This window comes from Sulfitobacter pacificus (genome assembly GCF_030159975.1).
Lineage (GTDB): Bacteria > Pseudomonadota > Alphaproteobacteria > Rhodobacterales > Rhodobacteraceae > Sulfitobacter > Sulfitobacter pacificus.
Window position 1 is genome coordinate 803,435 of record NZ_BSNL01000001.1, and the last position, 15,012, is coordinate 818,446.

19 protein-coding genes, 1 tRNA gene and 1 other RNA gene are annotated in these 15,012 nt (G+C 57.5%); 11 read left to right on the forward strand and 10 right to left on the reverse strand.

From position 1 onward, the window contains the following. Nucleotides 1–121 precede the first annotated feature (121 nt). Genes ribB through QQL78_RS04030 form a run of 4 tightly spaced genes read left to right on the forward strand, consistent with a single transcriptional unit; the run spans nucleotide 122 to nucleotide 2,626 of the window. Nucleotides 122–1,243, forward strand: a complete 1,122-nt coding sequence (ribB, locus tag QQL78_RS04015; protein ID WP_284370806.1) for a 3,4-dihydroxy-2-butanone-4-phosphate synthase — start codon at nucleotides 122–124, stop codon at nucleotides 1,241–1,243. A gap of 3 nt (nucleotides 1,244–1,246) precedes the next feature. Beyond that, on the forward strand, nucleotides 1,247–1,798 hold the full coding sequence (locus QQL78_RS04020) for a 6,7-dimethyl-8-ribityllumazine synthase (RefSeq protein WP_284370808.1): 552 nt from the start codon (nucleotides 1,247–1,249) through the stop codon (nucleotides 1,796–1,798). Then, the gene (gene nusB / locus QQL78_RS04025; RefSeq protein ID WP_284370810.1) at nucleotides 1,795–2,268 is read left to right on the forward strand and encodes a transcription antitermination factor NusB; all 474 of its coding nucleotides are present in this window, start codon (nucleotides 1,795–1,797) and stop codon (nucleotides 2,266–2,268) included. The genes QQL78_RS04020 and nusB overlap by 4 nt, the downstream gene beginning before the upstream one ends. Before the next feature lie 52 nt (nucleotides 2,269–2,320). Beyond that, nucleotides 2,321–2,626 carry a hypothetical protein gene (locus QQL78_RS04030; RefSeq protein ID WP_284370811.1) on the forward strand — a complete coding sequence of 102 codons (306 nt, stop codon included), beginning with the start codon at nucleotides 2,321–2,323 and terminating at the stop codon, nucleotides 2,624–2,626. A 32-nt stretch (nucleotides 2,627–2,658) separates the two neighbouring features. Here the strand turns inward: QQL78_RS04030 and ssrS are convergent. From ssrS to QQL78_RS04040, 3 genes are all read right to left on the reverse strand, one after another. Continuing rightward, nucleotides 2,659–2,813, reverse strand: a non-coding RNA gene (gene ssrS, locus QQL78_RS21670) — 6S RNA. Nucleotides 2,814–2,893: 80 nt separating this feature from the next. After that, entirely contained in the window at nucleotides 2,894–3,313 is a 420-nt protein-coding gene (locus QQL78_RS04035) for an SRPBCC family protein (RefSeq protein WP_284370813.1), read from the reverse strand. Beyond that, the gene (locus QQL78_RS04040) at nucleotides 3,310–3,630 is read right to left on the reverse strand and encodes an ArsR/SmtB family transcription factor (RefSeq protein ID WP_284370815.1); all 321 of its coding nucleotides are present in this window, start codon (nucleotides 3,628–3,630) and stop codon (nucleotides 3,310–3,312) included. The genes QQL78_RS04035 and QQL78_RS04040 overlap by 4 nt, the downstream gene beginning before the upstream one ends. A gap of 148 nt (nucleotides 3,631–3,778) precedes the next feature. Here QQL78_RS04040 and QQL78_RS04045 point away from each other — a divergent pair, with 148 nt between their 5' ends. Then, complete coding sequence (locus QQL78_RS04045) at nucleotides 3,779–4,249, forward strand: MmcB family DNA repair protein (RefSeq protein WP_284370818.1); 471 nt, start codon at nucleotides 3,779–3,781, stop codon at nucleotides 4,247–4,249. A gap of 11 nt (nucleotides 4,250–4,260) precedes the next feature. On the opposite strand, the gene QQL78_RS04050 is transcribed toward QQL78_RS04045, so the two are convergent. Continuing rightward, the gene (locus tag QQL78_RS04050; protein ID WP_284370820.1) at nucleotides 4,261–4,455 is read right to left on the reverse strand and encodes a DUF6324 family protein; all 195 of its coding nucleotides are present in this window, start codon (nucleotides 4,453–4,455) and stop codon (nucleotides 4,261–4,263) included. On the opposite strand from QQL78_RS04050, the gene QQL78_RS04055 reads away from it, so the two are divergent. Together QQL78_RS04055 and QQL78_RS04060 are read left to right on the forward strand one after the other, a co-directional pair. Beyond that, nucleotides 4,454–5,017, forward strand: a complete 564-nt coding sequence (locus QQL78_RS04055; RefSeq protein WP_386257435.1) for a GNAT family N-acetyltransferase — start codon at nucleotides 4,454–4,456, stop codon at nucleotides 5,015–5,017. The genes QQL78_RS04050 and QQL78_RS04055 overlap by 2 nt on opposite strands. Nucleotides 5,018–5,071: 54 nt before the next feature. Continuing rightward, nucleotides 5,072–5,148: transfer RNA gene (locus QQL78_RS04060), tRNA-His, on the forward strand. Between the two features lie 191 nt (nucleotides 5,149–5,339). Here QQL78_RS04060 and QQL78_RS04065 read toward each other — a convergent pair. After that, nucleotides 5,340–5,624, reverse strand: coding sequence for a DUF6476 family protein (locus tag QQL78_RS04065; protein ID WP_284370822.1), 285 nt, complete (start codon nucleotides 5,622–5,624; stop codon nucleotides 5,340–5,342). Here QQL78_RS04065 and QQL78_RS04070 point away from each other — a divergent pair. The 4 genes from QQL78_RS04070 (at nucleotide 5,623) to QQL78_RS04085 (ending at nucleotide 9,188) form a co-directional block, all read left to right on the forward strand. Beyond that, nucleotides 5,623–6,657, forward strand: coding sequence for an RluA family pseudouridine synthase (locus QQL78_RS04070; RefSeq protein ID WP_284370824.1), 1,035 nt, complete (start codon nucleotides 5,623–5,625; stop codon nucleotides 6,655–6,657). The genes QQL78_RS04065 and QQL78_RS04070 overlap by 2 nt on opposite strands. A gap of 179 nt (nucleotides 6,658–6,836) precedes the next feature. Beyond that, nucleotides 6,837–7,733: an RNA polymerase sigma factor RpoH gene (gene rpoH / locus QQL78_RS04075; RefSeq protein ID WP_284370826.1), complete on the forward strand. Its 897-nt coding sequence runs from the start codon at nucleotides 6,837–6,839 to the stop codon at nucleotides 7,731–7,733. 86 nt (nucleotides 7,734–7,819) lie between these two features. Beyond that, nucleotides 7,820–8,089 (forward strand): DksA/TraR family C4-type zinc finger protein, encoded by a 270-nt coding sequence (locus tag QQL78_RS04080; protein ID WP_284370828.1) that lies wholly within the window; start codon nucleotides 7,820–7,822, stop codon nucleotides 8,087–8,089. 70 nt (nucleotides 8,090–8,159) lie between these two features. After that, nucleotides 8,160–9,188 (forward strand): glycoside hydrolase domain-containing protein, encoded by a 1,029-nt coding sequence (locus QQL78_RS04085; protein WP_284370830.1) that lies wholly within the window; start codon nucleotides 8,160–8,162, stop codon nucleotides 9,186–9,188. Here QQL78_RS04085 and QQL78_RS04090 read toward each other — a convergent pair. Genes QQL78_RS04090 through QQL78_RS04110 form a run of 5 tightly spaced genes read right to left on the reverse strand, consistent with a single transcriptional unit; the run spans nucleotide 9,185 to nucleotide 14,961 of the window. Continuing rightward, the gene (locus tag QQL78_RS04090; RefSeq protein WP_284370832.1) at nucleotides 9,185–11,005 is read right to left on the reverse strand and encodes a M3 family oligoendopeptidase; all 1,821 of its coding nucleotides are present in this window, start codon (nucleotides 11,003–11,005) and stop codon (nucleotides 9,185–9,187) included. The two genes, QQL78_RS04085 and QQL78_RS04090, sit on opposite strands and share 4 nt — an antisense overlap. Before the next feature lie 60 nt (nucleotides 11,006–11,065). Next, nucleotides 11,066–12,664 carry an ATP-dependent DNA ligase gene (locus tag QQL78_RS04095; protein ID WP_284370834.1) on the reverse strand — a complete coding sequence of 533 codons (1,599 nt, stop codon included), beginning with the start codon at nucleotides 12,662–12,664 and terminating at the stop codon, nucleotides 11,066–11,068. After that, entirely contained in the window at nucleotides 12,661–13,674 is a 1,014-nt protein-coding gene (locus QQL78_RS04100; RefSeq protein WP_284370836.1) for a ligase-associated DNA damage response exonuclease, read from the reverse strand. The genes QQL78_RS04095 and QQL78_RS04100 overlap by 4 nt, the downstream gene beginning before the upstream one ends. Nucleotides 13,675–13,723: 49 nt before the next feature. Beyond that, a complete protein-coding gene (locus QQL78_RS04105) occupies nucleotides 13,724–14,671 on the reverse strand; it encodes an alpha/beta fold hydrolase (protein WP_284370838.1) in 948 nt (315 codons plus the stop codon). Continuing rightward, nucleotides 14,671–14,961, reverse strand: coding sequence for an SCP2 sterol-binding domain-containing protein (locus QQL78_RS04110; RefSeq protein ID WP_284370840.1), 291 nt, complete (start codon nucleotides 14,959–14,961; stop codon nucleotides 14,671–14,673). Before QQL78_RS04110 ends, QQL78_RS04105 begins: the two co-directional genes overlap by 1 nt. Nucleotides 14,962–15,012 lie beyond the last annotated feature (51 nt).

Consider the following 15,012-nt stretch of genomic DNA (forward strand, 5'->3'; position numbering starts at 1 on the left):
GATGAAGGGGCTGTGGCCGGGCACCTTTTGGTGACGCAGCGGCGGGTTGCGAGCGGTGGCGCGGCTCTGGTCAAGACAGGTGTGCTGAGGTATCAGCGGGGCATAGACGCGAGGAAATGTCATGAACTTTGAAACACCCGGACCCGTGGAAGAGCAGCTGTCAGCAGCCATTGCTCCGATCCAGGAGATTATCGAAGAAGCGCGGGCTGGCCGGATGTTTATTCTGGTGGATCATGAGGACCGCGAGAATGAAGGCGATCTGGTGATCCCGGCACAGTTTGCTGATGCGGATGCGATCAACTTTATGGCGACCCATGGGCGCGGGTTGATCTGTTTACCGATGACCGCAGAGCGGATTGCCACGCTGGAATTGCCGATGATGGCGATGAACAACTCTTCGCGTCACGAGACCGCCTTTACCGTCAGCATCGAGGCCCGCGAGGGGGTCACCACGGGGATTTCAGCCGCTGACCGGGCGTTGACCGTGGCCGTGGCGATTGACGAGGAAAACGGCGCGGCGGATATTGCCACGCCGGGGCATGTGTTTCCCTTGCGTGCACGTGATGGCGGGGTGCTGGTGCGCGCCGGTCATACCGAGGCGGCGGTTGATATCAGCCGCTTGGCAGGGCTACATCCCTCGGGCGTGATTTGCGAGATCATGAAAGAAGATGGCACCATGGCGCGTCTGCCGGATCTGGTGGAGTTTGGCGCGGCACATGGTCTGAAAATCGGCACGATCAGCGATCTGATTGCCTATCGTCATGCGCATGACAATCTGTTGGTAGAACGCGACAGCCGTAAGGTGACTTCGGCCTATGGCGGGGAATGGCAGATGCGGGTGTTTGCCGATCAGATCACCGGCACGGACCATGTGGTGCTGAGCAAAGGCGATATTTCCACGGATGATCCTGTGCTGGTGCGCACCCATGCGATCAACGCGCTGGAGGATATTCTGGGTCTTGGGCCCAGCCCGGCAGATGAATTGCCCCGCGCGATGCAGATCATTGCAGAGGAAGGGCGCGGCGCGGTTTTGCTGTTCCGTGATCCCTATCCAAAATTGCGCCTGGACGATGAGGACGAAGGGCCGCGCACGGTCAAGAACACCGGTTTGGGCGCTCAGATCCTCTCTACGCTGGGGCTGCGCAAGTTGGTGTTGCTGACGGATAATCCTGAAACGCGATATTTAGGATTGGACGCTTATCACATTGAAATCGTGGGCACCCGCCCGATTGCGGAAGGTTAAGACATGGCATCCTCGGAAGAACACACCGTCCTTGCACGGCCCGAATTTGACAAGCCTGTAAAGGTGTTGATCGTGGTGTCGCCCTATTACAGCGATATTGCCCATGGGTTGTTGACCGGTGCCAAGGCTGAATTGAGCGCCGCAGGTGCGGATTTTGAGGTGGTGGAAATGCCCGGTGCGCTGGAAATTCCGACGGCCATCGGCATCAGTGACCGGCGCAGCAACTTTGACGGATACGTTGCATTGGGCTGTGTTATCCGAGGGGAAACCACCCATTATGAAACCGTCTGCAATGACAGCAGCCGTGCGCTGCAATTGCTGGGCTTGCAGGGGCTGTGTATTGGCAATGGCATCCTGACAGTAGAGAATAAAAAGCAGGCGGAAGTGCGCGCAGATCCTGAGGGGCAGAACAAAGGCGGCGGCGCAGCAGCGGCGGCCTTGCATCTGATCGCACTGGCCCGTAAGTGGGCGCACACCAGCAAGGGTATCGGCTTCAAACCACGGGGCGAGGATACGCTGATGGCTGGCGACACAGATGGAAGTAAAATCGCATGACGACTGGCCTGTCGGGGAATCAGAAACGCAAGATGAAATCCGCCGCGCGGCTCTATGCTGTGCAGGCGCTGTTTCAGATGGAGCATTCGTCGCTGACCGTTGAAAAAGTGCGTGCCGAGTTTCTGGACCACCGATTTGGCGCGACCTTGGACGGTGTTGAAATGCAGGACGGTGATATTGCGCATTTCTCGCAGGTCCTTGACGATGCTGTAAATTATCAGGCCCCGATTGACCAGATGACCGATCGTGGGTTGGTGGCCAAATGGGCAATTGCGCGGATCGACCCGACCTTGCGTGCGCTGTTTCGTGCCGCCGGTGCGGAACTGCGCGACACGGGCACACCGCCGAAAGTGGTGATTTCAGAATACGTCGACATTGCCCGCGCGTTCTTTCCCGAGGGTAAGGAACCGAGTTTTGTAAACGCGGTGCTGGATCACATGGCCCGCGAGGCACGCCCCGAGGCGTTTTGACCAATTTTGAAAGCGGCGGTTTTAGGCTATATTGGTCTAAAGGAGTCGCCTCATGCCGGTTATCTTTCGATTCTACATCAAACATTGTGTGATTGGTTTTGCCCTTTCCGCCATTTTTATCGCGGGGTTGTTGTGGCTGAACATCGCGAACCTGTGGCATCTGATCAGCACCTCTGACATCGGATTGATGGCGCTGGTGGTGTTCTGGGTGCTGAACGGGATTGTCTTTGCCGGGGTGCAAACCGGCGTGGCCGTGATGCTGATGAGTGAGGAAAACCGCGAGGACAAAGGGCCCAAAGGCGGCACTCCTGCCGGGCTGACACCACTGCGGGTAAGGGCCGGAGAGCCGCGCAACTGAGTGCATTCATGGGTTTTTGGTAAGGTGGGTGTGACGGGACCACCATTGCCGGTCGGTTTTTTATTCCCGGGGACCTGTATGTACAGGTGGGCGCCAGATAAACGAACCAGGGCTCGAACAGAGCCAGCTCCCTAGGATTTGCTTAAGGCCACTGGAATGTAACGTCTCACGAACAGGGTAGAACCCGCCACCCCTCATAGGTAGGGCGCGGGCAGGGGGCGCGCAAGGGCGCAGACGGGGTTATTTGTCCCGCCTGCGTTTTTCGATCTAGGTATCCTCGTTGATATACCCGCGCATGCGGCCCATGTGTTCGTCCCAGCCTTTGTCCAGCGATAGCAGCAGACCAAATGCCGCGTCACCTGTGGGCAGGCCCTCATGGCGCAGATGCAGACGGGTGCCGCCCGTAACCTCATCCAAGGTCCATTTGACAGTACTGGTGGCATCCCCCATCGGGCCGACGGTGAAAGTATATTCCAGATATTCCGGTGCACGGGCTGTGATGACATCTCCCCTGATCAATTTATCTCCGGACTCGGCACCGAACATGGCAAGCGGTTGGCCTTCGGTGAGTGGTGTTTTTGGGGGGTGGAACCACAAGGCCAGTTTGTCCGGCTGGGTCAGATACTCCCAGACATCGGCGCGGGGGGCCTTCAGGAAGATGGTTTTTTCGATTACGGGGTGGGTCATGTATTATCCTTTTCGATGGCATTTTTCAGGGCGTCGAGGCGGTCGTCCCAGAAGTTGTCAAAGACTTCGAGCCAGCTGAGGACCGGTGCAAAGCCGTTTGGATTGATGCTGTTGATGCGTTCACGGCCGCGCGGGGTGATGGTGATCAACCCGCCGTCGCTGAGCACGGTGAGGTGTTTCTTGACCGCTGCGCGGGTCATGTCGAATTGATCCGAGACATCCGCGATGGTCATGTCCTTGGTACGCAGAAGGGCAAGGATGTCGCGCCGAGTCGGATCAGCGAGAGCGCGAAAGGTCATCTGTGTGCTGTCGGGCATGGAGGCTCCTCTTTGTGATACCTTATGGTTTCATACATGCGAAACCATAAGGTATCATGTCAAGCCATTTATGTGGTGGATCTGGTGATCAAGCAGGCAATGGGACAAGCTCTCTTGCAAATGTTCATGAAATGTTCATGATTGTCATATGTCTATTGTCGAACACGCAGTGCCCCCTTTGTCGCTTCAACCCGGCCAGCTTTTGGCGCGGGGGGCGGCGCGGCATTTGGTCAGCCACGGCTTTGCCTGCGTTGAGGAGCTGGTGCCCACGCGCGGTTTGCGGGTGGATGTGATGGCGCTGGGTCCCAAAGGGGAGATTTGGGTGGTGGAATGTAAATCCTCGCGCGCGGATTACATGTCAGACAGCAAATGGCGCGGCTATCTTGAATGGGCAGACCGGTTTTTCTGGGCGGTGGACAGTGATTTTCCAACCGAGCTGCTGCCCGATGACAGCGGTTTGATCATTGCCGACGCCTATGGCGGGGAGATCATTCGCATGGGGCCGGAAAGCCGATTGGCCGCTGCACGGCGCAAGGTCATGGTGCAGAAGTTCGCTTTCCATGCGGCGCGGCGGCTGCACTTGCTGCGCGATCCCGACATGCACCCGCAGTGGGATTAAACCAATGGGTGTTAACGGTTGGCTTTGCTGCCGCTGACCCGATTGGCGGCCGCGGTGATTTCTTCAGCAATTTCATAGGCCTCTTCCGGGGTGAAATCCATCGGGATCTCAATGCCATCGCCTTCAACGAAGAGGCGCACCATGCCCGCATCGGTGGGGCCGATCTGAAGGTTGGCTTCGATGTCGCGTTCGGTGTTGATGCCCATGGCTGCCTCCAAAATCTCGGGTGCATCGCTAACCTGTACAGGCTTGAAAGGCAAGCACCTGTGCGGGCAGGGTGACAGGATGGAGAATGTCGAGATTCGCAAATTTGTGGCGCAGGACCGGGATTGGCTGGCGGCAGAGCACCGAGAGTCCTATGCGCGCGCAGAAGGGTTTGACTCCAGTTTTGGTGTCTTGGTGGCCAGTATTCTGGATGATTTCCTAGATCAGCATGATCCCACATGTGAACGGGGCTGGATCGCATGTCAGGAGGGGCAGCGGCTGGGCAGTATCTTTTGTGTGAAACTGGATGATCAGACTGCAAAGCTGCGGTTGTTTTTGTTGACGGAGAAGGCGCGTGGCAAGGGGCTGGGACAGCGGATGCTGGCGCAATGTATGGGATTCGCCCAGGCGCAGGGATATAGCGAGATGAAGCTCTGGACCCATGAATCCCACCGCGCGGCAGGCGCGCTTTATGCCAAAAACGGCTGGCAGCTGATGTCATCAGAGCCAGTTGTCTCCTTTGGCCAGCCTTTGATCGAACAGCATTGGGAAATCACGCTTTAAGCGGTGCCTTTGGTCTTGCAATCTTTGTGAGGGGCCGCTAAATCGGCCTCGTGTGCCGCCTTAGCTCAGTTGGTTAGAGCACTGGTTTGTGGAACCAGGGGTCCCCCGTTCAAGCCGGGGAGGCGGTACCACCTTCAACAAAATCAACGATTTTTTGAAAGCGGTGGGTGTGAGTCTTTGCGTAGCAAAGGCGCGGCTCAGCTGAGAAGGTATGCTGGGCACTATTTTGCCTTGAGGTCACTTGTTGAGAATGTTTTTGGGGCTCTGCCCCATCGATCAAAGATCGATTCCCCGCAGGATATACGGCCAAAAAGAGGGGCGATCAGTCGATCTGGAGGGTCTGTCGTAAACCACCGGTGAGGCGGTCATAGATCAGGATCTCATCCTCTGAGGTGACGATGGCATACCAATCCGGGCCTTGGGTGAAAGCACGGGCGGTTTTTCCTTCGGGCAGGGTGATCTGGTCGGGCAAAACCGGCGTATCCCGGTTCAATCGCGTGACAAGCAGGCCAATCACCACTAGAACGCCCGCAATCATCACCACGGTCAGCACCGTCACCAACCGCCGTAAGAACCGCAGGTTTGCAGGCTCAATGGGATCATCCATGTCAATTCACCGCCGTATTTCATTTGTCCTGCGGGAAAGCCCGCACCCCCGTCTTGATAAGGCGCTGGCGCGGGATGTGCCAGAGGAGGCGAACCTGTCGCGCACGAGGCTGGGCAAGTTGATCGAGCAGGGTGCGGTGAGGGTGGCCGGCGAGGTGGTCCGCGATCCGCGCGCAAGGGTTGCCGAAGGCCAGATGGTCGAGATTGGTGTGGAGGAGGCGGAGGAGAGCCATATTCAGGCCGAGGTGATCCCACTGGATGTGGTGTTTGAAGATGATGATCTGGTGGTCGTCAACAAACCTGCAGGTATGGTGGTGCATCCGGCACCGGGATCACCTTCGGGGACTTTGGTGAATGCCCTGATGGCGCATTGCGGCGACAACCTGTCCGGAGTTGGTGGCATGAAACGTCCCGGCATTGTGCATCGGATTGATAAGGAAACCAGTGGCTTGCTGGTGGTGGCAAAATCGGATGCGGCGCATCATGGCCTGGCCAGGCAGTTTGAGAAACACACGGTTGAACGGTATTATAAGGCGCTGGTCTACGGTGTGCCCGATGGCAATGACCCGCGCTTGCGGGGCATCAAGGGGGCATCGTTTGAACCCGGCAATATCTTGAAGCTGACCACGCAGCTGGCGCGGCACAAGACCGACCGGCAGCGGCAGGCGGTGTTGTTTAATGGCGGGCGTCACGCGGTGACGCGGGCCCGCACGGTGGAAAGTTTCGGCACGCCACCGGTCTTGGCCTTGATGGAATGCTGGTTGGAAACCGGGCGCACCCATCAGATCAGGGTGCATATGGCCCATGCGGGACATGCGCTGGTGGGGGATCCGACCTATGGCGGGCGACGCAAACTGCCCAAGGCAGCCCTGCCACAGATTGCCGCCGAGACGGTCAAGGGGTTTCCCCGGCAGGCGCTGCATGCGGCGGTCCTTGGGTTTGAGCATCCGGTGTCAGGGCAGATGATGCGGTTTGAGGCGCAGTTGCCACAGGATATGGCCGATCTCTTGGATGTGGTCCGCCTGGCGGTTTGAAGGGAACTGCACAAGCACGTGAGCGCCCTGTAAGGTAACTTCCCATTCATCAATCTTATGCCAATATGAACAAAACCGATGCAGATGGTCTTGTAAAAGAAACGGGGCCGCCCATATTGATGTTAAGCCCGTAAACATCAGTTCTTGAAAAGCGGGATCTTCAGGGAAAGGGACCAGTTATGGCCAATTATGCAAATCTGCCGGCACCCACACCGGAAGGCGGTTTGAACCGCTACATGCAGGAGATCCGTAAGTTTCCACTGCTGGAGCCGGAAGAGGAATATATGCTGGCCAAGGCCTGGGTGGAAAAAGAGGATACCGAAGCCGCGCATAAGATGGTGACATCGCATTTGCGTTTGGCGGCCAAGATCGCCATGGGCTATCGTGGCTATGGTTTGCCGCAGGCCGAAGTGATTTCAGAGGCGAATGTCGGCCTGATGCAGGCGGTGAAACGGTTCGACCCCGAAAAAGGGTTCCGGCTGGCCACCTATGCGATGTGGTGGATCAGGGCGTCGATTCAGGAATATATCCTGCGTTCGTGGTCCTTGGTGAAACTGGGCACGACATCCGGCCAGAAAAAACTGTTCTTTAACCTGCGTAAGGCCAAGAACAAGATTGGCGCGCTGGAAGAGGGTGATCTGCGCCCGGAAAACGTGAAAACCATCGCCAACCAGCTGGGCGTGACAGAGGCCGAGGTCATCTCGATGAACCGGCGCATGTCGGGGGGCGATGCCTCGCTGAATGCACAGGTCGGCTCTGAAGGCGAGGGCACCATGCAATGGCAGGACTGGCTGGAGGATGACAACGCCGATCAAGCCGGTGATTATGCCGAACGTGACGAGCTTGAGACGCGGCGCGAGATGCTGGCGGATGCGATGGAAGTGTTGAACGAACGTGAACGCGATATCCTGACCCAGCGCCGGTTGAGCGACCAAACCATCACGCTGGAGGATCTGAGCAGCAAATATGACGTCAGCCGCGAGCGGATCCGCCAGATTGAGGTGCGGGCGTTTGAAAAACTGCAAAAGCGGATGCGCGAATTGGCCAAGGAAAAGGGCATGCTCGCCACGGCGTAAATGCGGGCCTGAGGATTGGCTGACTTGACGAGATTGAAACCCTGCCCACATCATAGGGCAGGGTTTTTTCATGAAAAGGGCAGGGTATGGCAGGCGGATGGGCAAAGGATGGCGCGGTATCCGAACAGATCGAGGCATCCATCAACGATGAACTGGCGCGATTGAAGGCGCGTAAAACACCGGTGGGCGAGAGCCGGACCCACTGCGCAGAATGCGAAGAACCGATCCCAGAGGCGCGGCGCGCGGCTTTGCCGGGGGTGAAACTTTGTATTGAGTGCGTGCGTGAACGGGACCAGCAGTTTCAGGCGCGGGGCGGCATCAATCGGCGTGGCTCGAAAGACAGTCAGTTGAAGTAGCGTGACCCGGGGATTTCTGGTAAGCTGCTGTATGCTAAAGCGCGACTGCATCCCCTTTCACAGCGGCGAAATGACCCTTCACGCTGCTATTCTTTCATTTCTTGTCATCGGCTTACCACAAGCGGCTGATGCGGGGCCATCTTGCGAGGCGCATCCCGGGTTCACAGTGATTGACGCCTCACATCCGTTGACTGACATTCTACCGCGCGCTGGCAGGCCTGCGATGGCAGCGATCCGTGATTTGGGGGTGGATACGATCATTCGCTATTATGACAATGTCGCGGAAACCCTGCCGTGCAAGACATTGGTGCCGGAGGAAACCCAAGCAATTTTGCAGGCGGGTTTCAGCCTGCTGGCGGTGTTCCAGCATAACAATGACAATCCGATGACCTTTGTCACGCCGGGACGCGGTACGCTGGATGCGCAGCGCGCGATTGAGCTGGCGCTCGCCAACGGGCAACCCAGCGGCTCGGCGATCTACTTCGGGGTGGATGGTGTGGACGGGGCGATACAATCGGCCAATTACGAATACGCCAAAAGCGCTGGTGGAGAGATTTCGCCATCGCGCCAAGCGACGTTGAAAGCGAGTATGGGAGCGGGATCGTTCCGCAAACATCAGGAATTCTACGACATTTACCGCGAAGAGGCGGTGGACCTGTTCGGCGGCACGGCGGGCAAACACGGGCCGCACGATATCCTGCCCTATATTGACACATATTTCCGCGATATTCAGACGATATTCACAAATTTCGGCAATCAAACCGGCATCCGCTACAAAATCGGCGGCTATGGCGGCGGGCTGGTGTGCGAGCACCTGCTTTCATCGGGAATGGTGGAATATTGCTGGCTGTCGCAGTCGAAAGGGCTGGCTGGTTACCAGAGTTTTGAAGCTTCGCAAAAATGGGTGATGCGGCAGGAGCTGACCACCATCTGCAATGGCTGGAAATTTGGCACCGGAGGGGATTTTCAGTTTGATTTCAATACGGTGAACCCGCGCACCCCTGATTTTGGTCAGTGGAATACGCAGGTGGATTATGCCGTGCCCTTCAGCCGCCCCCTGAAAAGGGACGGCGTGGGGTGTTACGCGTGGCGTGATTAATCCTCCATCGCTTCCAATTCGTCGATGAAGCCGGAAATCATCGACAACCCTTTATCCCAGAACGCCGGATCGCTGGCATCTAGGCCGAAAGGGGCCAGCAACTCCTTGTGGTGCTTTGATCCACCAGCCTTGAGCATGTCGAAGTATTTCTCTTCAAAGCCCTCTTCACCCTCTGCATAGACCGCATAAAGCGCGTTCACGAGGCCATCGCCAAAGGCATAGGCGTAGACGTAGAAGGGTGAATGCACGAAATGCGGGATATAGGCCCAGAAGTGTTTATACCCTTCCATAAACTCAAAGGCCGGTCCAAGGGATTCACCCTGCACGGACATCCACAGGGCGTCGATGTCATCGGGGGTCAGCTCCCCGTTACGCCGGGCCGCATGCAGTTTGCATTCGAAATCGTAAAACGCGATTTGGCGCACAACTGTGTTGATCATATCCTCGACCTTGCCGGCCAGCAGGACCTTGCGTTCTGCCTGGGTCTTGGCCCCATCCAGCATTTTGCGGAAGGTCAGCATCTCGCCAAAGACGCTGGCGGTTTCTGCCAGCGTCAACGGGGTGGAGGACAACATTTCGCCCTGATCTGCCGCCAAAACCTGATGCACACCATGGCCCAACTCATGCGCCAGGGTCATGACATCACGGGGTTTTCCCAGATAGTTCAGCATCACATAGGGATGCACATCGGTGACAGTGGGATGGGCGAATGCCCCCGGTGCCTTGCCCGGTTTTACCGCGGCATCAATCCAGCCTTTGGTAAAGAAGGGCGCGGCCAGTTCACCCATGCGCGGATCAAAGGCGTTATAGGCCTCCATCACGGTTTTTTCGGCCGAAGCCCAATCCACCACGCGGGGATCTTCCATCGGCAGGGGGGCGTTGCGGTCCCAGACCTGCATCTTGTCCAGCCCCAGCCATTTGCGTTTCAGCTCGTAGTAACGGTGGCTTAGCTTGGGGTAAGCGGCGACAACCGCATCGCGCAGCGCCTCGACGACCTCAGGTTCAACCTGATTGCTCAGGTGACGGCCGGTCTGCGCGGTTTCCATCCCGCGCCACCGGTCGATGATCTCTTTTTCCTTGGCTTGTGTGTTATGCACACGGGCGAAGGTTTTGATATTGCTGCCCAAAACATCCGCTAATTCGCGTGCGCCTGCCTCGCGTTTTTCGCGCACAGGATCGGTCAGCAGGTTCAATGTGCCCTCAATGCCCAGCTGTTCACCGTCAACTTCGAACTCAAGACCGGCGATGGTTTCATCGAACATTCGTTCCCATGCGTCACCAACCACACCCAGATCATGCATGAACTTCTCAAGCTCGTCAGACAGCTGATAGGGCTTCATCGCGCGGATGCGGTCAAAGATTGGCTTGTATCGTGCCAGATCAACGTTCTGCGCCAGCAGTTTGCCCATGTGATCATTGGGCAGTTTGTTCAGTTCCAGCGTGAAGAACACCAGCGGCGTGGTGAAATTGGTGATTTTCTCCTGCATGTCGGACATGAATTTCGCCCGACCCACGTCCGTGGTCAGTTGATAATAGCGCAGACCAGCAAAGGACATGATGCGGCCAGCAATCTGGTTGATCTTTTCGTTGCGCAGCACGCATTCCAGCAATCCGGCAGCATCCAGCCCCTCCAGTTTGCCTTCGTAGTCGCTGGCGAAACTGGCGCAAGCCTGCTCCAGCCAGTCCAGATCGCGTTTCAATTCCGGCGCATCTTCGCCCGTATATAGATCACTTAGATCCCATTCGGGCAGATCGCCCAGGTTTTTATCGCCATGGCTGGCGTTTACGTCACGAAGGGGGAAGGGGAGTTGGAACATCGGATACCTCATCTGTTTTAACCTACCTAAGCGTGGCAGGGCAGAGGGACAAGCGCCCGGTCAGCCATAAATGCGCAGCATTTCGTTCAGATCGTCCAACGTGTTCGCCTCGGCCAGTGGCTTGTCCTTGCGCCAGCGTTTCATTCGCGGAAAGCGCAGGGCCACGCCGGATTTGTGGCGTGTGCTGGGCTGGATACCCTCAAAGGCAATTTCGAACACATGGTGCGGGGTGACCTGACGCACGGGGCCGAATTTTTGCAGGGTGTTTTTGCGCACCCAAGCGGTGATCTGGCGAAACTCCGCGTCGGTCAGTCCCGAATACGCCTTGGTGAATGGGACAAGATCATCACCATTGCGCACGGCAAAAGTGAAATCGGTGAACAGGTTGGCCCGCCGCCCGGATCCCGACTGTGCATAGATCATCACCGCGTCAATGGTGAGCGGGTCCAGTTTCCATTTCCACCAATCCCCCTTTTTACGACCTGCAAGATAGGGGCTGTCGGTGCGTTTCAGCATCAGACCCTCGGCATGGGCCGCCCGTGCATTGCGGCGATAGTCGGCCAGCCTGTCCCAGCTGGTAAATTCAAGCTGTGGCGAAAGTCTGATGGGGGCGTCAACAGGCAGATCGGCACAGGCGGTTTCCAGCAAGGCGCGGCGTTCGGCAAAGGGTAGATTGCGGATGTCTTGGCCCTGCCATTCCAGCAGATCATAGGCGTGCAGCACCACCGGTGCTTCGGCCAGAAGTTTTTTTGGCACCGTCTTGCGCCCGATACGGGGTTGCAGGGCGTTGAAGGAGGCGGGGCTGTCCATGCCTGCCTGCCAGACCAGCAGTTCACCATCCAGTACCGTGCCGCCCGGTAGATGATCGATTGCGCGGGCCAATTCCGGAAAGCGGTCGGTCATCAGTTCCTCACCTCGTGACCAGACAAAGTAACCGCCATCGCGCAGGATCAGCTGACCACGGATGCCATCCCATTTCCATTCCGCACGCCAATCTTCGAGGGTGCCCAAGGCCTGTGGTTCCTGTTCCAGACCATAGGCCAGATAGAACGGATAGGGCCGCGAGGCGTCGGCACTGGCGTCTTCGGCTTCAATCAGGCTGTGCCAGCTGTGGGTGTCCGGATGCCAGTTTCCCATCAGGCGATGTGCAAGCTCCGCCTCCGGTTTGCCAGTGGCCTGTGCCAATGCGCGGGTCATCAGTTTCTGGCTGACTCCCATCCGAAACCCGCCGGTGATCAGCTTGTTAAAGACGAACCGCTCGGTGCCGCCCAAGCGTTGCCAGGCATTCAGAACAAAGGCCTTTCGTTCAGGCTCTTCCACATTAGAAAGATCGCGTAAGGCGTCGATCCAATGTGAAAGCGGGCGATTGTCACTCGATCTGGTCACGGGTAAAATCAAGGAGATGGTTTCGGCCAGATCCCCGACAATTGCATAGCTGTCCTCAAACAGCCAAAGCGGCACATCCGCGACCTCTGCCGCCCATTCGCGCAGCCGTGTGGTCGTCACAGCACGTTTCGGACGTCGGCCCGAGAACAGCGCAACCGTCCACAACCGGTCAAGATCATCCGCCTGTGCAAAGTAATCGGCTAAGGCGGCGACTTTCACCGTGGTTTTGGTGCTTTGGTCAATGGCGTTGAACAGGGTGGCAAAACGTTTCATGTGTCTTCTTGCGCCTCCAGTGTTTCGCCTTCAAACTGGGTTGGGACGACCTGTGATTGCCAACCGTTTTCATTAAGGTATCTGTTGAAGATATCCGTGTAACCGTGTGTTACATATATATTTTCTGCACCAGTTTCTTTGATTGCAGCCAGCAACCCAGCCCAATCCGCGTGATCGGAAATGACAAAGCCGCGGTCCCCTGCGCGACGTCGGCGAATGCCGCGAACCGCCATCCAGCCGGAGGCAAAGCCGGTTTCCTGTGGCCCGTACTTGCGCGCCCATGCACTGCCCATGGCAGAGGGCGGGCAAATCACAATCGCACCGGGGTGTTCCTTTGGGTTCAGATCCGCATTGGCAAGGATCGTATCAGGCAAGGCATAGCCCTGTTCCCGCAGCACCCGGTTGGTGTTTTCAACGGCGGTATGGGTCAGGATCGGACCGATCTGCGGATCCAGCATAGACATCAACCGCTGCGCCTTGCCCAAGGCGTAAGCCCCTAGAAACGCAGTCTTTCCCACAGCGGCACATCTGGCCCACCATGCGTTGATTTCCGCTGCCACGGCGTTTTGGTCTGCCCAGCGGAACACGGGCAGACCAAAGGTGCTTTCGGTGATGAAATGATGGCATTTTACTGTCTCAAACGGTTCGGACAGCCCGTCATTGGTGGTCTTGTAGTCGCCGGAGGCCACCCAGATTTCGCCGCCGACCTCCACCCGGATCTGCGCAGAGCCCGGAACATGCCCCGCCGGATGGAAGGAAACCTGCGCATCCCCGATCCGCAGCGCTTGTCCATATGCGATGCTGCTGGCAGAGATATCCCCAAGCCGGTGGCGCATTATTGGCAATGTGCCATCTGTGGCCAGATATGTCCCCATGCCGGGGCGTGCATGGTCCGCATGGGCATGGGTGATCAAGGCGCGCTCTACCGGTCGCCAGGGATCGATATAGAAATCACCAGCGGCGCAATAGATGCCCTTGTCTGTGAAGCTCAGGATGGGTTCGCGTGTCATAGGCCTAACCTAGTCCAAACGCGCGTATTTCAAAGTGACGAGGGGTGTTTTAACTTGTCACCGTCCCGAGGAACAGCTTTTCGATCCCGTCAAACGCCTGTGTGCGGATTTGAGGATGTTCCATAAGGATCTCATGCTCGCCGCCTTCGACCAGTTCAAGCCGCCCGCCGACCCAATGTTCCATGCGCGTGTGAATAGGCAGGACATTGACGATACGCTCATTGGTGCCCAGCCATGTCACCGCCGGCAGGTTTGGAGCCGCGCGTTCGGCAAGGTGGCGGGTTTCTGCCAGCGCCTCGCGTAGCCAGATGTAGCTTGGGCCGCCCAGCGACAATTCAGGATGGGCGGCCAGTTGATCGCGCATCATGTCGTACATTTCCAAATCTGTGGTCAGCAGGTTGTCCTCAAACGGGGCGCTGATCACATAGGGTTCTTTTATGGTGCCGGGGGGCAGCTGGTGGCCCTTGCCAAATCGCGGCATCACATTGGCAAGGAATTGTGCCACGCCGCGCAGATGCGGCTTGAGGTAGATTCCCCACATCGGACCGGTAAAGGCGGCGGCTTGAACGCCCATCCCCTCCATCACCGCGCGCAATCCGATACAGCCGCCCATCGAATGGGCCAACAGAAAGTAGGGCCGTGGCAGTGCCAGTGCCCGCGCGGCCCGCATCAGGGCAGCGACATCTTTTTGATAGTCGGAAAAACTGTCGACATGCCCGACAAGCGGATCGTCAAGCAGCCGGTCCGACAGCCCCTGTCCGCGCCAGTCAATACAGAGTGTGGCCAAGCCGCGCCCGGCAAGTTCGCGCGCAGTTTGTCCATATTTTTCAATATATTCAGTGCGGCCGGGGAACATAAGCACAGTGCCTTTGGCACCGGTCAGCGGCCAGTGGGCGACCCTGATCCGCTTGCCGTCAGAGGTGACAGCCCAATGCGCAACCCCGCCCTCGGGACCGGGGAACACATCAGTAAACAGAGGTGCCGCAGTCAGGTCCATCAGGCCAGAACAGAGGCCAGTTTCATTGCCATGCCCATGTCGCCATCAACCTTTAGCTTGCCAGTCATAAAGGCAGAGGTCGGGTTGGTTTCACCGTCAAGGATTTCCTTAAACGTATCGGCATCCGCGCTCAGCGTGACATCGGCGTCTTCGTCAGCGGCACGTGCGCCAGAACCATCGATCATTACGGCACCTTCGCCCTCAATGTCGAATTTGGCAGATCCGTCAAAATCAGCCCCCGCCAGCTTTGCATTCAGTACAGTGACAGCTTCGTTCACAATATCGCTCATCTTCAGCCCTTTTTGGCAAAATGGTGCCGGTCACGTCTGGATTTGTGGCGG